We start from the raw sequence: 21679 nt of genomic DNA, 5'->3' as shown, positions 1-21679 counted from the left end.
ATTTAAGAAAACTTTAAGACATCCAAAGCTAAGAAGACAAAGCTTAAATAGATTAAAATCAATAAATTTGCAGATATATAATTTTTGAATGAGTAAAAATACAGAAAAACAACTATTAGTAGAGAAAATAATAGAAGCAATTCAAGATACAAAAGGGGAAGACGTTTTGGTGTTTGACCTAACCAATATCGAAAATGCAGTGGCAGAAACTTTCATCATTTGTAGTGGTAATTCTAACACTCAGGTTTCAGCAATCTCTGGCAACATCGAGAAAAAAGTAAGAAACGAGCTTAAAGATCGTCCTTGGCATGTCGAAGGAAACGAAAATGCGATGTGGGTGCTATTGGATTATGTATCGGTTGTTGTCCATGTTTTCCAAAAACAAGTTAGAGAATACTATGATATCGAAACACTTTGGGGAGATGCAAAAGTTACACGCATCGAAGATGTACAACCCAACTTCTAAGATATTATTTCCAAATATTTCAAAGTAAAAAATAATGAATAATAATAAAGGTTTTAATTGGTTTATTCCCATTATTATTTTGGTTATGGTGCTGTTTTTAGTGCCAGGATTTCTAGGAGATTCTAATGCCAAAAGTATCGGTGAGAATGACTTCTATAAGCTTGTCCAGTCTGGTAAAGTTGGAGAAGTTATGGTGTACAGAGATACACCTAAAGCAGAAATTTTCCTTAACAAAGCGGCGAAAGCAGAAATGAAAAATGCTGCGAAGAAAGATGATAATCCATTGTCGATGTTGGCAATGAAGCCAGGTCCAGATTATACTTTGACCTATGGTGATCTTCGTTATTTCCAAGAAAGATTTAACCAAATCAATTCCGAAGCTCCTGCTGACAAAAAGGCAACAATGGAATTCGGAACTAGTAAAAGTCCGTTCTCAGAATTGTTGTTTACAGCTTTGTTCTGGATTGCAATTATGGCATTGTTTTATTTTTTCTTATTCAGAAAAATGGGTGGTGGCGGCGGTCCTGGTGGACAGATATTCTCTATCGGGAAGTCAAGAGCTAAACTTTTTGATGATAAAGAAAAAATTAATGTAACCTTTAAAGATGTTGCAGGACTAGAAGGTGCTAAAGAGGAAGTACAAGAAGTTGTAGATTTCCTTAAAAACTCTGAAAAATACACAAAATTAGGTGGTAAGATTCCAAAAGGTGTTCTTTTGGTTGGGCCTCCAGGAACAGGTAAAACTTTGTTAGCAAAAGCTGTTGCTGGTGAAGCGCAAGTGCCATTCTTCTCGCTGTCTGGTTCAGACTTTGTGGAGATGTTTGTCGGTGTAGGTGCGTCTAGAGTAAGAGATCTTTTTGCTCAAGCTAAAGCAAAATCGCCAGCGATTATTTTTATTGATGAGATTGATGCGATTGGTAGAGCGAGAGGAGGTAAAAACTTTAGTGGTGGTAACGACGAGCGCGAAAATACACTTAACCAGTTGTTGACCGAAATGGACGGTTTTGGTACAGATACCAATGTCATTATTATGGCAGCAACCAACCGTGCAGATATTTTAGATAAAGCATTGTTAAGAGCTGGACGTTTTGATAGATCGATTTATGTTGATCTTCCAGAATTACATGAGAGAAGACAGATCTTTGATGTTCACTTGCAAAAAATTAAATTAGATCCAGAAGTTGATAGAGACTTTTTAGCGAAACAAACACCTGGATTTAGTGGTGCTGATATTGCAAACCTTTGTAATGAAGCCGCTTTAATTGCTGCTAGAAATAGCCACGAGTCTGTTACAAAACAAGATTTCTTGGATGCTGTTGATAGAATTATCGGCGGTCTTGAAAAGAAAAATAAAGCAATCAAACCATCTGAGAAGAAAAGAATTGCTTTCCACGAAGCTGGTCACGCGACAGTATCTTGGTTGACAGAACATGCTGCACCTTTATTAAAAGTTACGATTGTACCAAGAGGACGTTCTTTAGGAGCTGCTTGGTATCTTCCAGAAGAAAGACAGATTACGACGACTGAACAAATGTTAGACGAAATGTGTTCTTTATTAGGTGGTCGTGCCGCAGAGCAAGTTGCGCTTGGTGATTATTCTACTGGTGCTCAAAATGACTTAGAAAGAGCTTACAAACAAGCCAATGCGATGGTTACCATCTACGGTTTGAGCGAAAAAGTAGGTCACGTTTCTTATTATGACAGTTCTGGTCAAAATGATTATGCATTCTCTAAACCATATTCTGAGAAAACTGCTGAAATTATTGATGACGAAATCCAAAGATTTGTACAAAGTCAATACGAAAGAGCAATCCAGATTCTTACTGAAAACCAAGATAAATTAACGGCTTTGGCTAATAAATTATTAGAAAAAGAAGTTATCTTCCGTGAAGATCTTGAAGAGATTTTTGGAAAAAGAGCTTGGGATCCAGAATTAACAGAGAAGCCTGTTTCTAATGCAGAAGTTCTTCCTACAACATCAACAGGTGTTGAGCTCGAAAATCAAAACGAAACACCAGAAGTTCAACACTAAATTGTGTCGTTTTTCTAAAATTTGATATAAAAATCCTGATTCGCGATCATTTATTGAGCTGTAATCAGGATTTTTGCTATATTTCTAGCATTAAAATTTTTAATATTACAGATATTTTTTACTTTTGTAATTGTATCATAATCTCTCACCGAAATTGAGTCTATTCAAGAAAATTGTAAATAAGATACTTAACCAACAAGAGGAGGAAGAAAATCCTAATGTAACGAGGTTGGGCGACGAATTGCGTGACGCAGATTTGGACTACAAATTTGCCCAATTGTTTACGCACTCAGGTGGTTATTTCAACTATTGTGGAGATGACGCGGAAGCTTTGCAAACGCTTAATCAAATTTTAAAAATAGAAAACATTAATTCTGTTTTTTGTTGGGACAAGCAATTGCAGGACTTTCTTAATGTTACTAAAACCAAATACACGTCGCAATTAGAAGAAGAAAATGATGCAGCCTTTATTACTGCGGAATATCTTATTGCATTCGATGGTAGAATAATGTTGTCGCATAACAATATTATGCATTATCATTCTTCGCGTTTGCCAGAAAAAATTATTATCATTGCTAATGTATCACAAATTGTAACCAACCTTGGTGAAGCTATGATGAAAGTGAAACGCGCTGGTAATCTTAAAAATTTGACTTCAATTAGCGGAAGTAGCTCCAAATTGGACACGCCTAATAAAGACAATACCAAACTTTTCTTACTTTTGCTGGAAGATTAACTTTTAAATTCAAGTTTTGGATAAAAATCTCATTCAGCGACTTATTTCAGGAGCAATTTATGGTTTGGTAATCGTACTTTGCTGTACGCCTTTGGGCGAATCGTGGCTTAGTCCCATTTTTCCTGCTGTCAAACAACACTATCTTTTTTATGGATTAATGACTTTCTTTATGGTCGTTGGTGCTTGGGAGTGTGTCCGAATTATGAAATTTGATAATGGCATTTACAAATGGTTGGTTTTGCCATTGGTTGCTTTTATTTATTATCAATTTTCTAAACGTTTTTTCTATCACGGATTTTTCTTCAATTTCAGTTTATCGGAAATACTTGCTTTGGGTTTAATTTTAATTGCTTGTATTACACTTTTCAAATATCCAAAAGAGCTTTACTTCGAAAACGGTAAATTAATTTTTACAGTTATATATACAGTTTTACCATTTGGTTTTGCATTAGGCTTACCAAGTTTTAGCACATTAGATCCAGTTAGCAAACCTTTTAGTTTGGAGGTGATGATGTTGTTTATCCTTATTTGGAGCAGCGACAGTTTCGCTTATTTTACTGGAAAATTCTTTGGTAAACACAAGATGGCGCCAACCATAAGCCCAAAAAAAACTTGGGAGGGTTTTGCTGGTGGTGTATTTTTCACTTTGATTTTAGGTTTCTTTGTTGAAAAGTATTTCCCAGAACTTCGTGGTAATTGGATTGTTGTTGGACTTTTAGTGTCGGTTTTTGCACCTTTGGGCGATTTGGTAGAAAGCCAGTTAAAGCGATCTTTTGGAGTTAAAGACAGTGGAAACATTATTCCAGGACATGGTGGCGTGTTGGATAGATTAGACAGTTTCATAATTTGTGCGCCTGTTGTATATTTGTATTTTATTTTAGAAAAATTTTTATAGAATCCAAAAGATTCGAAATCATAAACTATGAAGCTTCATAAAGAATCAAAAGGCACGATTGCCGTTGCGTTAATTGCAGTCCTAGTTATAGGTGGTCTTTCAATGTATTTTTTAAAGATTTGGTCTTTAATTGTTATTATTCCGTTGCTTGTAATATTGGGCTTGGTATTTTGGTTTTTCAGAGTGCCAGATCGCAATATCTTGGATCATATCGAAGACGTTATTGCGCCTGTTGATGGTAAAGTTGTAATGATTAAAGAGGTTTTCGAAGATGAAGTTTTAAAACAAAACTGCATTCAGATTTCTATTTTTATGTCGCCGCTTAATGTTCATATTTGCCGTTATCCAGTTTCGGGAGATGTTACATACAAGAAATACCACGAGGGAAAGTACCTTGTTGCTTGGCACGAAAAGTCTTCTACTGAAAACGAAAGAACGACGGTTGCTGTAAAAAGTGCTTTTGATCACCAAGTTGTTTTCCGCCAGATTGCAGGTTATGTAGCGAGACGTATCGTTTTCTATTGTAATATTCAGGACAAAGCAAAAGCGGGACACGAGTTTGGCTTTATTAAGTTCGGTTCGAGAATGGATGTGTTCTTACCACTTAACACCGAAATTATTTGTAAAATTGGTGACAAAACCCAAGGCGGTCTAGATGTTATCGCGAAATTAAAAGGATAAAATTTATCAACATATATTTTTTAAAAGAGACTCGAAAGCAGTCTCTTTTTTTTGTTTTTTACAGTTCAGTTCTCGAAATCGACCATTCGACACTTTTTATTTTCAATAGAAGCCGATGCGTTTTACTTTTGAATCATAAATTAAAAACTGTTATGAAAAACCTAGTATTATTTACATTTGTTCTGGTCTTGTTTTCCCAATTTTCTAAAGCACAAATGGACGACAAGTTCTATCAACCAAGCAAAGTTCTAAAACCAATCGAGTTCAAAAATGTTGAAAATATTTCTCTGCCAGTTGAGAAAGATACAATCACCGCGATTGTTATAAAACCTGAGATCAAAAATATTAAAAAGACGATTCTATTTTTTCATGGCGCAGGAGGGAATGTGTCAACTTATCAATTGATGGTAAAACCTTTAGTAGAAGTTGGTTTTCAAGTTGTGATGGTAGATTTCCGCGGTTATGGAAAATCGACAGGATCGCCTACTCATCTTAATGTTGCAGAGGATGGACAAAAATTCTTTGATGCGATGCTAGCTCGTCCAGATATCAAAAACACTAAAGTCTATATTTACGGAGCATCTTTGGGATCGCAAGTTGCCACTAAAATTGCAAAAGATAATCAAAGTAAAATCTCTGGTTTGATCATCGATGGCGGCATGTCATCTTTCACAGATATTGCGATTTATTTTAAGCCAGAATACAAAGAAATGATTGAAGCAATGATTGTTTCACCCTATTCTGCAAAAGAAGATGTAAAGGCGCTAAAAGGTCTTCCAAAGCTTTTTATTTACAGTTCCGATGACAAGATCGTGCCATTCGAACAAGGGAAACTTAACTTCTCAAATGCCGCCGAACCAAAGCAATTTTTAGAATACAAAGGTGATCATCTTCTTGGGATCACAATTATTAAAGACGAGATTGTCAAAGCGATTTCTAACCTATAAAACCAAAAGAGAACCAATTAATTGGTTCTCTTTTTTTTCTTTTTTGACGTTTTCTTTTTTGAATCTTTCTTTTTAGATAATTTTGATTTTACGAATTTTTCACGATTTTCCAAAAAGTCAATCATATCCCTGTTGTACGAAAACTTTTTAGCTTTCTTAAGGTTTTTCAGAGCATCGTCATAACGTTCTAACTTTTCAAAGTAGACGGATTTCCAATACAAAATATTCGACCTGTCGATACCTTTTGTTTTAAAACTGAAATCCAACAATTTCAAAGCTTCGTCAAAATCTTCATTGTTCAAAAGACAAGATGCATAATGCTTGGGAATCGTGACATTCCCGACATCACACGCAAGCGCTTCCTGAAAGTAAGCTTTCGCCTTTTCGTAATCGTGCAACTGCTCGCTATAAATTCGTCCCATCAAGCAAAGCGCGTCCGAATCTTCCGAATCGTAGGACAACGCGTAGTTCAAGGCTTCCAAACAATCCGCCAAATTGTACGGATAGCAATCCAAAGCTTCAAAATAATATTTGTTTTTAGTTAAGTTCATTTTTCAAATCATTTTTGAGTTTACTTCTCTCTTTTTTAAAGGATTTATCCTTCTTGCTCGACTTAAAATCCGAGCCTTCAAACACCTTAATCGGGTTTCCACGTTGCACTTGTAGCGTGTTATTCCACGTTTCTTGCACTTGCGAAATCACCTTTTCCAGTTCCGTTGCCAACACTTTTTCGCGAAGTCTTTCCATCGCAATTTTTTTGTTCTGAAACTGCGACCTCGAATCCTGTACAAAAACGCTATCGCCCGTTAGCAAGTAAGTTGCGCGCACCGCCGTGCTTACTTTATTCACATTTTGACCGCCACTTCCCTGACTTCTCGTTGCCTGAAACTGAATTTCACTCTCCCGAAAATCCATTTTCTTCACATGCTCCACTTCAAAAATGCCCACAAACCAATTGCTGCGTTTATGCAACTTTCGGAAAGTACTTTTCTCCTTCCACAGCACGCTTCCGAGCCAAGAATCTGCAAAACCCTTCACCTTTTCACCTTTCAAAAGCAACGTCACCGACTTCAAAGTCAAGTTTTCGTCGCCCTCTTCGCGATGCAAAATTTCGTATTCCAATTTTTGTTCTTTCACCTCTTCCAAGAAGATTTTCAGGACTTTTGCCACCACAAACTGGCATTCCAAGGGTCCCCTTCCCGAGGTGATTTGTATTATTTTTTCCATTTAATTTTTTCTTTTTTAGGAGCTTTTTGACTCCGTCGAACAGTAGTTCAGTTATTTTTTAGGAGCTATTTCCCGCTTTCCGCTGTATCTTTTTTGCCTACGCTTTTTTCAAGCCCTCGCAAAAAAAGGATGCCGCTTCAATCGGGGCTAAAAAGTCCTCCGTAAAAACCTTGTCAAGGTTCTGAACCTTGACAAGGTTGAATTTTCCCAAACAACTAAGTTTGGTAGTTTCCCAAAACCTGTTAGGTTTCGAAAACCTAACAGGTTTACTTAAAAACGCTACTCGAACTGACGTCAACAGCTAAAAGCCATCAGCTAAAAGCTACAAGCCTATTTATCCATTCTCACAATTCTCGGTTGAAAAGTTCCCAAGATATCCACCAAATCACTTTGCGCGTTCATCACTTCATTGATGTCTTTGTACGCCATTGGTGCTTCTTCGGCATTTCCGCCCATCAAAGTCACGTTTTTCAGTTTCAACTCTTTTTTAATATCACTTTGCGTGAAAAGTTGTCGACATTCACCTCTCGAAAAAGCTCTTCCTGCACCATGTGACGCCGAACTTAGCGATTCGGGATTTCCTTTTCCTCGAACGATAAAACCTTTCGCCGTCATCGAACCTGGAATCATTCCCAACTCATTTTCGCTCGCTGGTGTAGCGCCTTTTCGGTGGACGATTACCTCTTTTCCGTTGTGGATTTCTTTCCAAGCGAAATTGTGATGGTTTTCTATTTTCGCTTTTACACGACCGCCAACAGCTTTCACCAATCGACGGTGAATATCATCATGACAAGCCGAAGCATAATCTCCTGCGAGATTCATAGCTGTCCAATATTCCAATCCCATATGCGTACTCAAATCCAGCCAAGCAAAATTCTGAGCTTCCTTTGGCAACGGACATTGTTCAGTCGCGACTCTCGAATAATATTGCGCAATCTCAGCGCCCAAACCTCGAGAACCGCTATGCGAAAGAATTCCCAAATACTTACCTTTCGGAAGTCCAATTTGTGCATCTCCTTCCACAATTTCCACTTCGCCAAACTCTACAAAGTGATTTCCACCGCCCGAACTTCCCATTTGTTTGATGGCTTTGCCTTTTAATCTTTTCAAAATCGGTATCAAATCAAACGTATCGCGCTCGAAAATCTCGTGATCGACATGTGATTTGTGCGTTTCATACATTCCGAATTTCGTATGTTCTGCCAAAGCTTTTTCAAATTTGTCTTTGGCACCGTCGAGATATGAAATCGGCATGTCCAAAATGCTTAAACTCATTCTGCAACCAATATCCATCCCCACGCCGTACGGAATTACCGCATTTTCTACCGCCAAAACGCCGCCGATTGGCAAACCGTAACCGCTATGTGCATCGGGCATTAAAGCGCCACCAACCGAAATTGGAAGTTTTAATGCCATGTACAATTGGCTTTTCGCTTCCTCGGAAATGTTGTTTCCAAAGATTTGAAAGTCGGCTCTTTGTGCGTTGAGCATTCGTTTTTCGGTTTTTGTGGAAAGCAATAAAGCTTCCGCAATTTGCCCGAACTGCAAATCTTTCTCGAAGTTTTGCGGGTTTTGTAAAATATCTTTCAAGATGGATTTTACGTGATGTATATTTTTGGTGGCAAAATTCCTTTTCATGACTTCCAGAGCGATGTTGACACTTTGGTTGTTAGGATAGCCAAGTTTTAATATATCTTTTCCTTTTAGTTTTAAATTTCCCATTGTTTTAAATTTTAAAATCGTGGACTTCCAAGTCCATAAATTGTTCTGCAATCTCTGTTGCAGACGCTTTTTGCGAAGAGAAGTTAGAGTACTTCAAAGGATTTTTGTCCTCTGGCTTTCTGTGCCATTTGTAAGACTTACCCAGAATTTTTTTGTAGTAAATTGCTTTGTTTTTGTTTCTTTCCAAAAAAGAATCCAGCAAAGACAATTCTCGCTCCAGCTCGATATCTAAAGGTTTGTAATGTGTTATTATATTGGGTTTTATCCTCAAAACATAACGCCAAGCTTCCGTGAACTCGTAATAGATGTCGACGCATTTCCTGCGATGGCTGTATTCTTCAACTCTTACAAAATAGCTTCTTTCCTTTTCGGTAAGTTCTAATTTTGGGTCTTTCCATTCTCGAACACTTAGTTTTTTGAGATTCTGAATTCTATCGACGTAAATTTTTCGTTCATATTTTCTTTTTCTCTTTTGAAACTTCTTGTTTTCGGAATAAAAAAACGTGTTGATTTTCAGTAACAATTCTTGAAAAAATACAGCATCTTTGGATCTCAAAATATCTTCTCGAACGACAAAGAATCTTACAAATCCTTTTTGATACGGTTTTTCTAAGGGAACGAAAGGCATATCTCGCCTTTGTTTCCAAAGTTCTCTTTGTTGTTTTACTTTTTGTCTTACTTGCTTTTCTAAATCTTCTCTTCTTATTCTTTCTCTACTTCTTTCGCTTCGCAAACGAAAGTGTAGCAATTCATCTTTTCCCATTGGTTAGACTTTAGATTCGAGATGCGACACCGAGAGCCAAGATTCTTGTCTTGAAACCGGTTTTGCATCAGGAATTATCTGCTCAACTAAAATTTTAGTTAGTCGTTATTAAATCCTGTTAGGTTTTTTGAAACCCAACAGGTTTGGAGCTTGCATCTACGTCGTTACTCGAGTAAGTTTGCAAAGTGTGTTGAGAAAGTTCTCGATACGCTTCGCTACTCGAACTGACAGTGGTTGACTTTTCTGAAACCTGTTAGGTTTTCGAAACCTAACAGGTTTAGGGTTCCCTCCAACCTTGACAAGGTTTTGCGGAATATTTATCATAGCCCCGATTGATTCTGACTTATATATTTTTATAGTTGAATCATCGAAACTCGTTCCTCGTTTTGCAGCGGCATCCTTTTTTTTGCGTGGGCTTGAAAAAAGCGTTGGCAAAAAAAGATACAGCGGAAAGCGGGAAACAGCTTCAAAAAATAGCTGAACTGCTGTTCGACGGAGTCAAATAGCTTAAAATAAAAAATATTATCTGCTATTCAACGTAGTCAATAAGCTCCTAATAAAAATAATTTCGGGAAAAACTTAAGTTTGGATTTTGCGCAAAGAAAAACCCGAAATCTTGCGACTTCGGGTTTTGATATTTCATTGTACTGTTCTTCTAAGAATGTACCAAACCACGAAGCCTCGCCTTTGCAAAAGGCAATCCTACTGTTGAATGTTGATTGAATCTGAACATTTTTGCTTCGTTTTTTTGTTGGTTAAACTTTATTTTGTGATGCAAATATAGAATAATTTTTTAAAATGCAAATTTTATTGAAATTATTTTTCCTTAGGAAGATTCTTCCAATATTGAAGACTTTTTTGCACGTCGAAGTAATTGGGCTTATTGGGAAGTCTTTTAAAATACTCTTGTAAGCTCTCCAATTCTGCGATTATCCAATCTTGCAAAGGCTGCATTTCTCCGTCCCAACTGTAATGATAGATTTTCGACATATCCGCAGAAACAGCAAATACAGAAGTATCTTCTTTGCTTTGATTAACATAGCCTTGAATTACGTAATACGGAAAATATTCTCGTGGTTTTTCGGTGATTTCAAAATCGAGGAGATGGTCTTTTTTGACGCAATTATCGCAACTTGCTAAATGCATATCGTTGAGGATATCAAGCTTGGTTAGGTTATCCAAAACTTTTTGCTCGAAGTCCGTGTACGAGAATGGATAAGGATAATATTCGCCACCGCTTTCGTAGTCTTTAGGCTTCTTTTTTGTTTTGTAAGGCTCTACTTTTTCACCTTTTTTGTTGATAAGATAACTTTGTGATTTTTTGGAAGATGGCACAATATACCAATGTTCGCCGCCGTCTTCATATTTTTTCTTCCAACCACCAACATATACTTTAGCATAACCATATTGAAAAGTTCCTGCAAAGTCCCATTGCGCGGGAATTGTTAGGTTTCCGTCTTTGTCAGCAAAACCAACTTTGTTGCCATCGACATAACGACGAAGACCTTCTTCGAAATAGTCGATTCCGTTGTCAAACCATTGAGGATAATAAAGAAATTTTCCGTGTCGATCGTAGACTTCGCCAGCGGGCATAAGATGACTTTTTGATGAATAGTCCTTTGCTTTTTCGGTTCCGATGAATTCTACTATGGCTTCTTGGATAGGTTCTTTGAAATCATAATTTCCATAGTTGGGAAATTTTGCGGGTACAATGATTTTTCCTGATTCTGTTTTAACACCTACTTTGGTGCTGTCCGCAGTCGAAAAGTAATAAAGTTTTTCCTTGTTTTGCGCCAGCAAAAAGCTACATTGAAGCAGTATAAAAACAAAGCTTAAGAGTTTGAAAATATGTCGATTGCTAATCATTTGTGTTTTGATTTTATTTTTTCGGGTTCCGTATTTTTTTTGCAATCATGATAATGCAAAATATTACAACGGAAATGAGAGCTAAAAGTTTTAACACTATACCAATATAAAGGTAAGCGTAAGGTGGATCTAGACCATAAAGCTTTGTGAAGTATTCGCCAAGGGAAAATACTAAAATGCAGATTACGAGAATGAAAAGTGACTTTTTAAAATTCATAAGCCTTGTGATAAGTCGTTGTTTAAAAATAAGAATTTTTGAGTTTGTTTTTTGAGAAATAAAAAAGTGCAACAAAGATTTGCTGCACTTTTGTTGATATTCGATTTGAAAAATTATTTTAATTGCTCAAAACTACGTTTGATGAAATCTGTTAAATCCTTTCCTTTCAATAGGTTTTGAGATAGTTTTGCAAGATCCAAGGCTTGTTGAATTTTTGCATTTTTAGACTCTGAATTGTCCGTTTTAAGAATGTCAGAAGCCAAGTCGCTGTTTGCATTTACCACCAAATTGTACATTTCTGGGAAGTTGCCAAACATGGATGGCGCGCCCATCTGCTGCATGTCCTTCATACGACGCATAAATTCTGGTTGTGTAATGCTAAATGGCGCATCGTCACTATCCAAATCTTCTAACTGAACGGTGTAAGTCTGCGAGTTAATCGCTTCTTCAATAGATTTTTTAAGGTTTTCTTTTTCGCCATCGTTAAGTTTGGCGATAACTGGCTCATCTTTTTCAATAAGTTTGTTGATGTTATCGGCGTCAACTCTTGCAAAAGTTACTTTGTCTTTTGTGCTTTCCAATTTCTGAATTAAATGCGGCACCAAAGGCGAATCCATTAACAGAACTTCGTAGCCTTTAGCCTTCGTCGTTTGGATGTAGCTGTCTTGCAAGTCTGTGTTGGAAGCATAAAGAATAACCGTTTTTCCGTTTTTGTCGGTTTGTTTGTCTTTAATATTTTCGATTAATTCGTCCCAAAGAAGATATTTGCCGTCGGTTGTCGGATAAAGCATGAATTTGTCTGACTTCTCATAGAACTTGTCCTCCGTCACCATTCCGTACTCGATAACCACTTTGATGTCATTCCATTTTTGTTCGTAGTCTTCGCGGTTGTTACGGATAAGTTCTACCATTTTGTCCGCCACTTTTTTCGTGATGTAAGACGAAATTTTCTTAACCGCGCCATCTGCCTGTAAGTACGATCTAGAAACATTTAGCGGAATATCTGGTGAATCAATAACACCACGCAGCAACATCAAAAAGTCAGGAACAATGCCTTTAACTTCGTCGGTTACAAAAACTTGATTTTGATAAAGTTGGATTTTATCTTTTTCAATGTTTAAGCTGTTTGAGAGTTTTGGGAAAAATAAAATCCCAGTCAAATTAAATGGATAATCAACATTAAGATGAATGTGGAACAAAGGATCCTCAAATTGCATTGGATACAACTCGCTGTAGAATTTTTTGTAATCTTCATCAGTTAATTCAGATGGATTTTTTGTCCACGCTGGATTTGGATTGTTGATGATGTCATCCACTTCGATTGTTTCGGGTTTTGCATCTTCGGCAGCACCTTCTGGCAAAGGAAGTGTTTCTGTTTTTGTTCCAAATTTAATTGGAATTTGGTTGAAGCGGTTATACTTAAGAAGTAATTCTCGGATTTTGAAATCGTCCAAAAATTCGGTAGAATCTTCTGCAATGTGAAGTAGGATTTCGGTTCCGCGATCCGATTTGTCCGTTTCTTCCAAAGTGAATTCTGGACTTCCGTCGCAAATCCAATGTACCGCAGGTTCGTCTTTATAAGACTTTGTGAAGATTTCTACTTTGTCGGCTACCATAAAAGCAGAGTAGAAGCCAAGACCGAAATGTCCGATAATGCCAGCATCTTTTGCTGAATCTTTATATTTTTCTAAAAACTCTTCAGCACCCGAAAATGCCACTTGGTTGATGTATTTTTCAACTTCTTCGGCTGTCATCCCAAGACCTTGGTCTTTGATGCTGATGGTTTTTGCTTCTTTGTCGATTTTGACCTCAATCATTGGGCTACCATATTCTACTTTGGCTTCGCCGATGTTGATAAGGTGTTTTAGTTTGGTTGTTGCATCCGTCGCGTTAGAGATTAATTCTCTAAGGAATATTTCGTGGTCGCTGTAAAGAAATTTTTTAATAAGTGGGAAGATGTTTTCCACTGATACATTAATCTTTCCTGTAGACATAATTGTGTTTATTTTATGAGTTAATTTTCTTGAAGTTACAAAACAAAAAATTCTGAGTTGTGTCAAACGGCGTTGTGTGGTCTTGGGTAAAACATTCGATTTTTTCGAAATTGTTTTTCAAAAGATTTTCCATGCTGCTTTCGCTGTATTGTGTGATGTCGAGACCGCTACACTTAAGAGGTCCATCGGTTGAGAACGTGCCAATAATCAAATTTCCATTGAGATTACTTCCCAGTAAATCAACATAAGTTTGGATGTCTTTTTTCTCTGTTAAAAAATGAAAAGTTGCACGGTCATGCCAAATGTCGTAAGTCTCAACAGGTTGGAATTTTGTAATGTCCGAAACAATCCATTTGATTTTTGAAGCGTTGTCGCCTAATCTTGTTTTGGCGTTTTCGATTGCCGCTTCTGAAATGTTAAGCACCGTAATGTCTTGAAATCCTAAATCCAAAAGCGATTGTACAAAGCTACCATCGCCACCGCCAACATCAATAATTTTTGAATTTTTATCGGCATTAAGTGATTGAATAAGCTTAAGCGAAGTTGCGTATTCATCTTGCGTCCAGCTCATTTGCTCTGGTGTTTTGTTTTCGTAGACGTTTTCCCAATGTTGCTGACTCATACTTTTTGTTTGTTTTTAAAACTCAAAAAAAATACCAGTCCCAACAAAGTGACAATTTGTCTTTTTGGTGGAAAATATTGCTAAGAATGTGCGCCCCGACGGAGCCGGAACTCCTTTTGCGAGAGGCTATGCCGAGCAAAAGAGTGGGAGGCGGAGGCGGAAAAGGCGCCCAAATAAAAGAAATAAAAAAGGACTCTAACTGCGTAGAATCCTTTTTTGATATAGATATGAAAAATTTAAACAATTGCTAAATCTACGACTTCGCTCATTTTGCTTACGTAGTTGACTTTCAGGTGTTTTAGATAGTCTTTATTGATTTCTTCGACGTCTTTTCGGTTGGCTTCGCAAAGGATAACTTCCTTGATGCCAGCGCGCGTTGCCGCCAAAAGTTTTTCTTTGATACCGCCCACTGGCAGGACTTTTCCGCGAAGTGTAATCTCGCCAGTCATCGCCAAATGTGGTTTCACTGCTTTGTTTTTGTAACTCGACACCATCGATGTCAACATAGCGATACCTGCCGACGGTCCATCTTTTGGCGTAGCGCCTTCTGGAACGTGGACGTGGATGTTTTTGCTTTCTAAATCTTCGGCACTAATTCCCAATTCTTCGTAATGTGCCTTGATGTACTCTAGCGCAATCGTCGCAGATTCTTTCATCACGTTGCCGAGGTTACCTGTCATCGTCAAAGTGCCTTTGCCTTTGGACAAAATGCTCTCGATAAACAAAATGTCGCCACCAACGCTGGTCCACGCCAAACCTGTCACGACGCCGGGAACATTGCTGACTTCTGAAAGTGTGCTAGGGCGTGGAACGCCCAATATTTCGTCGATTTTCTCAACTGAAATTTTTGGATCGTAGTCATTTTCCATCGCGATTTGCAGAGCTACCCAACGTGCGATAGAGGCAATACGCTTTTCCAAAGTACGGACGCCACTTTCTGAAGTGTGCGCATCGATGATATGTTTGATTTCAGGATTTCCTAGTTTGAAAGCTTTTGAGTCCAAACCAGTTTCTGAAAGTTGTTTTTTGATAAGGTGACGTTTTGCGATTTCGATTTTTTCTTCCAACGTATAACCTGCAATGCTGATCAATTCCATACGATCCAAAAGAGGACGTTGGATTTCGCTAAGGTTGTTGGCCGTCGCAATAAACATCACTTTCGACAAATCGTAACCCATTTCTAAGAAGTTGTCGTAGAAACTGTTGTTTTGTTCTGGATCCAAAACCTCTAACATCGCAGAACTTGGATCACCGTGCATGCCTTTTCCTAGTTTGTCGATTTCGTCCAAAATAATTACAGGATTGGAAGTTCCTGATTTTTTAATAGATTGAAGAATTCGACCTGCCATTGCACCAATGTAGGTTTTTCTGTGGCCACGAATTTCGGATTCATCGTGAAGACCACCTAAAGAAACACGAACATATTTTCTTCCCAAAGCATCGGCAATCGACTTTCCTAGTGAGGTTTTACCAACGCCGGGAGGGCCAGAAAGACAAAGGATTGGCGACTTCATGTCACTTTTTAGTTTTAAAACCGCGATATGCTCCAAAATTCTTTTCTTGATATCTTCTAAACCGAAATGCTCCTTGTCCAAAATCTTTTCGGCTTTCTTTAAATCGAAAACGTCTTTAGAATATTTTTCCCAAGGTAAGTCCGTGAAGAAATCCAAATAATTACGTTGTACATTGTAATCTGGAGAATTCGGGTGTTGGCGTTGCAAACGTTGCAATTCTTTTTGGAAATGCGTTTCAACTTCTGCTGGCCACTTTATTTTAGCCGCTTTGTTTTTGAACTCGTCAACATCAGAATCTGGTCCACCACCCAATTCTTCTTGGATGGTTCTTATCTGTTGATTAAGGAAATATTCGCGTTGTTGCTTATCAAGATCTTTGCTTGTCTTTTGATGAATTAGATTTTTTAATTCTAAAAGACGGAAGTCTTCATGCATCATTTCGTAAAGAAGTTCTGCACGTTTTGCTAAAGCTTTTTCTTCTAAAAGTCGTTGTTTTTTCTCAAATGTAAAGTTGCCATTAGCCGCGATAAAGTTGAGTAAATCTTCGGTTTCGTTAATGTTTTTAATAGCGAAATTTGCGGCGTTTGGGATATTCGGGTCTAGCTCGATAATCTTCATTGCCAAATCTTTGATGTTCTCCATCAAAGCTTCGAATTCTTCCTTGTTGCGAGAATTGGTATCTTTAATAAGTGTTAATTTCGCAGTTAAATAGGGATCGCGTCCTTCAAAATTTTTGATTTTGAAACGTTTGATTCCGCGTGTTATCGCTGTGATATTGCCTTCAGGCAGTTTTATGATTTTTACAACTTTCGCTAAAGTACCAATGGTATATAGGTCTTTGTCTGCAGGATTGTCCTCGTTAGGATTTTTCTGAGTCAAAATCCCAATCAGCTGGTTAGATTGCAAAGAATCTTCCAAAAGTTTTTTTGACTTTTCGCGTCCTGCGGTAATTGGTGTTACAACTTTTGGAAACATCACCATATTGCGCACTGGCAAAATGGCGTACATCTCTTGGTCTAATTCTTTTTCAGTTGGTTCCGAAATATTTATTTCTTCGGCAACTAATCCGAATCCGTCTTCCAAAATAGCGTCAAAGTTGATATCTTCAAATTCTGTCATAATGTATGATGATGACAAATTGTCATTTCTTTAAGGTGATAACTTATTGTCTTTCTATAAATTGCGGATAATAAGTTGATTATATATTGAGTGGTATATTTTCACAATTCCTATGCCACAACATTTTTTGTCATAAAATGCAAAAATCCTCCACAATTTGGGAGGATTTTTATTTTATATCTTCTGAATGTTAAGCCAACATTCTTTGCGCTTTTTTAACACCTTCTACCAATCGGTCGATTTCTTCAAAAGTATTATAAACGGCGAAGCTTGCTCTGACCGTTCCAGCAATATCAAAATATGCCATAATCGGTTGTGCGCAGTGATGCCCAGTTCTTACGGCAATTCCTTGTTTGTCGAGAATCATCCCAACATCTGACGCAATCCCGATACCTTCTAAGTTAAAAGAAACAGCACCAGCACGATTGGCTTTTTCTCCATATATTCTTAGACCTTCGATTTCTAATAAATGTCTTTGTGCATATTCTAGCAAAGAATGTTCGTGTTGTTGGATGTTTTCCAGACCTACAGATTCCATAAAGTCAATGGCTGCACCAAGTGCAATATTACCTCCAACGTTGGGTGTTCCGGCTTCAAAGCGGAAAGGTAAATCTGCATAAGTTGTTTTTTCGAAACTACAAGTTGCAATCATCTCACCGCCACCATGAAAAGGTTGAAGTTTATTAAGTGAAGCTTCTTTTCCGTACAAAATTCCTGTTCCCATTGGTGCATACATTTTGTGTCCAGAAAAAACAAGGAAGTCGCAATCCATCTTCTGAACGTCCAATCGCAAATGTGGTGAAGATTGCGCTGCGTCAATCAATACAAAAGCGTTTGACAGTTTTCGCGTTTTTGCAATAACTTCTTCAATAGGATTGATAACACCAAGAGCGTTCGAAACTTGGTTTAAAGAAACGATTTTCGTTTTTTCATTTAGCCAAGAATCTAAAACATCGATTTGCAAAATACCATTTTCGTCCATTGGGATAACGCGAAGTTTTGCGCCAGTTCTTTCGCAAAGCATTTGCCACGGAACAATATTCGAATGGTGTTCTAGATACGAAATAATGATTTCGTCATCTTTTTTAATCAAATTCGTAATCGCATAAGCAATCAAATTGATGCCTTCCGTTGTGCCTTTTGTAAAGATAACTTCGTAATCATGCTTTGCATTAATGAACTTCTGAACCTTTTGTCTTGCTAATTCCATTTCTGTTGTTGCAAGTTGGCTCAAGGTATGGATGCCACGATGTACGTTGGCGTTAATCGTCGTATAATATTTTTCCCAAGTCTGTAAAACCGAAATTGGCTTTTGAGAAGACGCACCATTATCCAAGTAAACAAGAGGGTTTCCGTTGATTTCTTGGTCTAAAATTGGGAATTGATTTCTTATATTTTGAATGTCTAACATGTTCTTTATTTAGAATGCTTCAAAGTTACGGCAAATATTATTAATGAAGTTTAAATTGGTTTTAAATCATATTTTTAATTTAGGAAAAGACAATATGGATTTTGTGTTTTTAAAATTGTAAAAAGATTTTTTGCTTCACTGAATGACAAATCCCATTTTTTATTTTTGAAAATAGTCAAATAGAAAACTTAAATTTGTTTGGAAAGCTATTTGATGCATTAAAACTATGACAGATTCTGAGAAAAAAGTACAGCTCCGAAATTATAAATTGCTGGCGACAAGTCTTTTCTTGTTAATGGCAATTACGTTTATCATCATGACCATAATCCAAAAATCGACGCCATCACATTGGGTTGGTTACATCCGTGCTTTCTCGGAAGCTGCGATGGTTGGTGCTTTGGCGGATTGGTTTGCGGTAACAGCTTTGTTTCATCATCCGATGGGACTCAGAATTCCACACACCAATTTGATAGAAAATAGTAAAGCGAAAATCGGGGATAACCTTGGGAATTTTGTTGTTGATAATTTTTTAGCGCCAGAAAATATTCGACCTTACATTCTTAAATTAAAAGTTTCGGGATTTGCGGGAGAATGGATTGGTAAAGAGAAAAATCAAGATTTATTTGTTAATGAAGCTTCTAATATTTTGCTTGACATTTTATTAAAGTTGGATGATAAAGAGGTTGTCAGTTTTATTTCAAAAAAGGTAAAAGAAATGACGACTTCTATTAAAGTTAATAAACTTCTTGGTAGTGGTTTGGAATATCTTATTCAAAAGAATGACCACGAAGCTTTGATTACAAGTCTTAGTGGACAGATTAAAACCTATGTTCTCCAACATCAGCAGATGGTCACCGAACGTGTTGAAAAAGAAAGCTATTTCTTCGTTCCTAAATCTGTTGACCGAAAAATTTCGGAGAAGATAGTTTCAGGTTTAAGCCATTATTTTGAAGAAATTGAAATTGATAAACAACATCCTTTGCGTAAGGAAATTACATCGAAGCTTCTTGTTTTTGCAGATGAATTAAAAACTGAAGTGAAATGGGAGAATGAGTTTGATTCTATTAAAAATGAATTTCTGAATGGTGATAAGCTTAATGAATATGCTTCTGACATTTGGTTGTCTATTAAAGATTCTCTGCGAAAAGAATTAATGGATGAATCTTCGAGTTTAAAAGTTTATATCAAAAAAAATCTAAATGAATTATCGAATAATCTTCAAAACGATGAAGTTCTCCAAAAGAAAATCGATAGTTGGATTCGACTAACTGCTTACAAATACATTTTAAAAAATACTAAAGAAGCAGGAAATCTTATTAGTAACACTGTTGGAAACTGGGAGGGAAAAGAACTTAGCCGAAAATTAGAGTTAGAAGTTGGAAAAGACCTGCAATTCATCCGTATCAATGGGACGATTGTCGGTGGTTTGGTTGGGCTTCTAATTTACACAGTAGCGCAATTCTTATAATTCGTTATTCAGAACCAAAAGCGGATCGATATATTCGCGGTCGTTGCTAAGTCTTGGGACTTTATTTTGTCCACCCAACTTGCCGCGATTTGCCATCCATTGATAGAAAAGTTTCGGTTTAGCAATGTGGACAACAGGACGTTTTAATGTGATGTTGTTGTAACGTTTTGCCTCGTAGTCGGAGTTTACTGTTTTTAGAGTTTCATCAAAAATATTAATGAAGATATCCAAAGACTCTGGTTGCGAGGTGAATTCGAAAATCCATTCGTGAGCGCCAGAATCATTATCTGTCATAAAAACGGGAGCGCCAGTAAAGTCGGATACAAAGGCGTTGGTTTCACGACAAGCTTTGGCAATGGCGTGTTCTACATTGTCGATCATTAACTCTTCACCAAAAGCATTGATGTAATGTTTGGTTCGGCCTGCGATTTTAATTCTGAAAGGACTTAATGAAGTGAATTTCACGGTGTCGCCAATCATGTAACGCCAAAGTCCACCGTTGGTTGTAATCACCATGGCGTAATTTTTCCCAAGTTCGACCTCCGAAAGAGGAATAGCTTTTTGTAAACTTGTTCCGAAAGTATCCATTGGAATAAATTCGTAGAAAATACCATAATCTAGCATTAGCAACATTTCGTCGCTGTTTGATCGATCTTGGATGCCAAAAAACCCTTCCGAAGCATTATAGATTTCGTAGTAACGAATAGGCTTTCCAGTAATTTGATTGTATTGATCGCGGTAAGGTTTAAAGCTAATACCGCCGTGGAAAAATACTTCCAAATTTGGCCAAAGATCCGTAATATATTGTTGGTTGGAGTCGTGAAGAACTCTGCGCAAAAGTACCATCATCCAACTAGGCACGCCAGTCAAGCTGCCAACATCTTGTTTAACAACTTCGGCAACAATGGCTTTTAGCTTGCTTTCCCATTCGGACATTAATGACACTTTTTTACTTGGCGTGTTAATGACTTCTACCCAGAAAGGAAGATTCTCAATAAGGATTGCTGAAAGATCACCAAACTTCGTATTGAAGTTTTGATACATTTCTGAGCTTCCACCAAGTCTTAAATTCTTGTGTTGAAACAATCCACTTTCAGGATGGTTGTTAACGTAGATTGATATTAAATCTTTACCAGCTTTGTAATGACAGTCTTCAAGGCTTTCATCAGAAATAGGAATGAATTTACTTTTGGCATTCGTTGTTCCAGAAGATTTTGCAAAATGTTTAATTTGTCCTGGCCAAATAATATCTTTCATGCCTTGGCGGGCTTTTTCGATGTAAGGCTCGTAATCTTCGTAGGTTACAATTGGCACATTGTTTTGGAAATCTCTGTAGTTTGCAATGTCTTTGAAACCGTGATTTTTTCCGTAAACCGTATCTTCGGCGTGAAACAACTGCGAGAACAATACACCTTTTTGCGTTTCTATAGGATGATCTATAAAATTGTTGATTTGATCTATTCGTTGTCGAATAAACCAGTTAACTACGGTGTTAAACATTGCCTTGGTCGCCATATCAACAAATATAACAAATTTGTCATTATTTTGTTAGTTGAAATTTAGTTTTAACAGGAATTTTAAAACAAAAAAACCTGCAGCAGTGCTACAGGTTTTGTATTTAGAATAAATTCTTTAATAAGAATATTAAGCTTCAGTAGATTTCTCTTCTGTTGTTGGTACATCAGGATTCTGATCTCTAACTTCTGCAGCTTCTTCTTCATCTTCTTCATCCATTGCAGCAGCACCACCTTTCATTGCATTTCTAGACATCTTAACAGCTACGATAACTGCGTTGTCTGGGTGCATGAAAGTGTATTGTTCGTTCTTGATAGAACCAACATAAAGTTTGTTACCAATCTTAAGAGGTGTAACGTCAACAACAACTTCGTCAGGTAAGTTAGCTGGGATAGCTTTAACTTTCAACTTACGGTAAGTTTGTCTTAACACACCACCAGAAACAACACCTTTTGCACGACCTGTAATTCTTACAGGAACTTCC

General features: G+C 37.2%; 17 protein-coding genes and 1 pseudogene. 7 read left to right on the top strand and 11 right to left on the bottom strand.

The genetic code is table 11. The annotated features are described in order from the left end of the window. Window positions 1-88 precede the first annotated feature (88 nt). The 6 genes from rsfS to Q1V95_RS02065 all read left to right on the top strand — a co-directional run bounded on the left by rsfS (window position 89) and on the right by Q1V95_RS02065 (window position 5757). Window positions 89-466 carry a ribosome silencing factor gene (rsfS, locus tag Q1V95_RS02090; RefSeq protein ID WP_300669771.1) on the top strand — a complete coding sequence of 126 codons (378 nt, stop codon included), beginning with the start codon at window positions 89-91 and terminating at the stop codon, window positions 464-466. A 34-nt stretch (window positions 467-500) separates the two neighbouring features. Then, window positions 501-2498 (top strand): ATP-dependent zinc metalloprotease FtsH, encoded by a 1998-nt coding sequence (ftsH, locus tag Q1V95_RS02085; protein WP_300669769.1) that lies wholly within the window; start codon window positions 501-503, stop codon window positions 2496-2498. A 154-nt stretch (window positions 2499-2652) separates the two neighbouring features. Continuing rightward, entirely contained in the window at window positions 2653-3234 is a 582-nt protein-coding gene (locus tag Q1V95_RS02080) for an LUD domain-containing protein (RefSeq protein ID WP_300669767.1), read from the top strand. Window positions 3235-3250: 16 nt separating this feature from the next. Then, window positions 3251-4129: a phosphatidate cytidylyltransferase gene (locus tag Q1V95_RS02075; protein WP_300669765.1), complete on the top strand. Its 879-nt coding sequence runs from the start codon at window positions 3251-3253 to the stop codon at window positions 4127-4129. A 27-nt stretch (window positions 4130-4156) separates the two neighbouring features. Continuing rightward, window positions 4157-4810 carry a phosphatidylserine decarboxylase family protein gene (locus Q1V95_RS02070; protein WP_300669763.1) on the top strand — a complete coding sequence of 218 codons (654 nt, stop codon included), beginning with the start codon at window positions 4157-4159 and terminating at the stop codon, window positions 4808-4810. A gap of 152 nt (window positions 4811-4962) precedes the next feature. Then, on the top strand, window positions 4963-5757 hold the full coding sequence (locus Q1V95_RS02065) for an alpha/beta fold hydrolase (RefSeq protein ID WP_300669761.1): 795 nt from the start codon (window positions 4963-4965) through the stop codon (window positions 5755-5757). 17 nt (window positions 5758-5774) lie between these two features. On the opposite strand, the gene Q1V95_RS02060 is transcribed toward Q1V95_RS02065, so the two are convergent. From Q1V95_RS02060 to Q1V95_RS02020, 9 genes are all read right to left on the bottom strand, one after another. After that, entirely contained in the window at window positions 5775-6308 is a 534-nt protein-coding gene (locus Q1V95_RS02060) for a tetratricopeptide repeat protein (RefSeq protein ID WP_300669759.1), read from the bottom strand. Further along, a complete protein-coding gene (gene prfH / locus Q1V95_RS02055; protein WP_300669757.1) occupies window positions 6295-6984 on the bottom strand; it encodes a peptide chain release factor H in 690 nt (229 codons plus the stop codon). Before prfH ends, Q1V95_RS02060 begins: the two co-directional genes overlap by 14 nt. A 330-nt stretch (window positions 6985-7314) precedes the next feature. Continuing rightward, window positions 7315-8706: an RtcB family protein gene (locus tag Q1V95_RS02050; RefSeq protein WP_300669755.1), complete on the bottom strand. Its 1392-nt coding sequence runs from the start codon at window positions 8704-8706 to the stop codon at window positions 7315-7317. Between the two features lie 4 nt (window positions 8707-8710). After that, complete coding sequence (locus Q1V95_RS02045; protein ID WP_300669753.1) at window positions 8711-9469, bottom strand: hypothetical protein; 759 nt, start codon at window positions 9467-9469, stop codon at window positions 8711-8713. 816 nt (window positions 9470-10285) lie between these two features. Further along, complete coding sequence (locus Q1V95_RS02040; protein WP_300669751.1) at window positions 10286-11335, bottom strand: WG repeat-containing protein; 1050 nt, start codon at window positions 11333-11335, stop codon at window positions 10286-10288. Window positions 11336-11665: 330 nt separating this feature from the next. After that, entirely contained in the window at window positions 11666-13546 is a 1881-nt protein-coding gene (htpG, locus tag Q1V95_RS02035) for a molecular chaperone HtpG (RefSeq protein WP_300669749.1), read from the bottom strand. A gap of 13 nt (window positions 13547-13559) precedes the next feature. Further along, window positions 13560-14168 (bottom strand): class I SAM-dependent methyltransferase, encoded by a 609-nt coding sequence (locus Q1V95_RS02030; RefSeq protein ID WP_300669747.1) that lies wholly within the window; start codon window positions 14166-14168, stop codon window positions 13560-13562. Between the two features lie 236 nt (window positions 14169-14404). Further along, entirely contained in the window at window positions 14405-16801 is a 2397-nt protein-coding gene (lon, locus tag Q1V95_RS02025; protein WP_300669745.1) for an endopeptidase La, read from the bottom strand. A 190-nt stretch (window positions 16802-16991) separates the two neighbouring features. Continuing rightward, window positions 16992-18212, bottom strand: coding sequence for a cysteine desulfurase (locus tag Q1V95_RS02020; protein ID WP_300669743.1), 1221 nt, complete (start codon window positions 18210-18212; stop codon window positions 16992-16994). Window positions 18213-18438: 226 nt separating this feature from the next. On the opposite strand from Q1V95_RS02020, the gene Q1V95_RS02015 reads away from it, so the two are divergent. Next, window positions 18439-19680: a DUF445 domain-containing protein gene (locus tag Q1V95_RS02015; protein WP_300669741.1), complete on the top strand. Its 1242-nt coding sequence runs from the start codon at window positions 18439-18441 to the stop codon at window positions 19678-19680. Here the strand turns inward: Q1V95_RS02015 and Q1V95_RS02010 are convergent. Both Q1V95_RS02010 and Q1V95_RS02005 read right to left on the bottom strand, forming a co-directional pair. Next, window positions 19675-21195: a GH3 auxin-responsive promoter family protein gene (locus Q1V95_RS02010; protein WP_300669739.1), complete on the bottom strand. Its 1521-nt coding sequence runs from the start codon at window positions 21193-21195 to the stop codon at window positions 19675-19677. The genes Q1V95_RS02015 and Q1V95_RS02010 overlap by 6 nt on opposite strands. Before the next feature lie 129 nt (window positions 21196-21324). Continuing rightward, window positions 21325-21679: pseudogene (locus Q1V95_RS02005) on the bottom strand (50S ribosomal protein L25); the annotation flags it as partial.

The organism is Soonwooa sp. (genome assembly GCF_030151385.1).
Taxonomy (GTDB): domain Bacteria; phylum Bacteroidota; class Bacteroidia; order Flavobacteriales; family Weeksellaceae; genus Soonwooa.
This window is presented reverse-complemented; position numbering and strand designations above follow the sequence as displayed.

Bases quoted from the DNA above. Each gene is read 5' to 3' on its own strand.
- rsfS (WP_300669771.1), top strand. From the start codon at position 89: ATGAGTAAAAATACAGAAAAACAACTATTAGTAGAGAAAATAATAGAA.
- ftsH (WP_300669769.1), top strand. From the start codon at position 501: ATGAATAATAATAAAGGTTTTAATTGGTTTATTCCCATTATTATTTTG.
- Q1V95_RS02070 (WP_300669763.1), top strand. From the start codon at position 4,157: ATGAAGCTTCATAAAGAATCAAAAGGCACGATTGCCGTTGCGTTAATT.
- Q1V95_RS02065 (WP_300669761.1), top strand. From the start codon at position 4,963: ATGAAAAACCTAGTATTATTTACATTTGTTCTGGTCTTGTTTTCCCAA.
- Q1V95_RS02060 (WP_300669759.1), bottom strand. From the start codon at position 6,308: ATGAACTTAACTAAAAACAAATATTATTTTGAAGCTTTGGATTGCTAT.
- prfH (WP_300669757.1), bottom strand. From the start codon at position 6,984: ATGGAAAAAATAATACAAATCACCTCGGGAAGGGGACCCTTGGAATGC.
- Q1V95_RS02050 (WP_300669755.1), bottom strand. From the start codon at position 8,706: ATGGGAAATTTAAAACTAAAAGGAAAAGATATATTAAAACTTGGCTAT.
- Q1V95_RS02045 (WP_300669753.1), bottom strand. From the start codon at position 9,469: ATGGGAAAAGATGAATTGCTACACTTTCGTTTGCGAAGCGAAAGAAGT.
- Q1V95_RS02040 (WP_300669751.1), bottom strand. From the start codon at position 11,335: ATGATTAGCAATCGACATATTTTCAAACTCTTAAGCTTTGTTTTTATA.
- htpG (WP_300669749.1), bottom strand. From the start codon at position 13,546: ATGTCTACAGGAAAGATTAATGTATCAGTGGAAAACATCTTCCCACTT.
- Q1V95_RS02030 (WP_300669747.1), bottom strand. From the start codon at position 14,168: ATGAGTCAGCAACATTGGGAAAACGTCTACGAAAACAAAACACCAGAG.
- lon (WP_300669745.1), bottom strand. From the start codon at position 16,801: ATGACAGAATTTGAAGATATCAACTTTGACGCTATTTTGGAAGACGGA.
- Q1V95_RS02020 (WP_300669743.1), bottom strand. From the start codon at position 18,212: ATGTTAGACATTCAAAATATAAGAAATCAATTCCCAATTTTAGACCAA.
- Q1V95_RS02015 (WP_300669741.1), top strand. From the start codon at position 18,439: ATGACAGATTCTGAGAAAAAAGTACAGCTCCGAAATTATAAATTGCTG.
- Q1V95_RS02010 (WP_300669739.1), bottom strand. From the start codon at position 21,195: ATGGCGACCAAGGCAATGTTTAACACCGTAGTTAACTGGTTTATTCGA.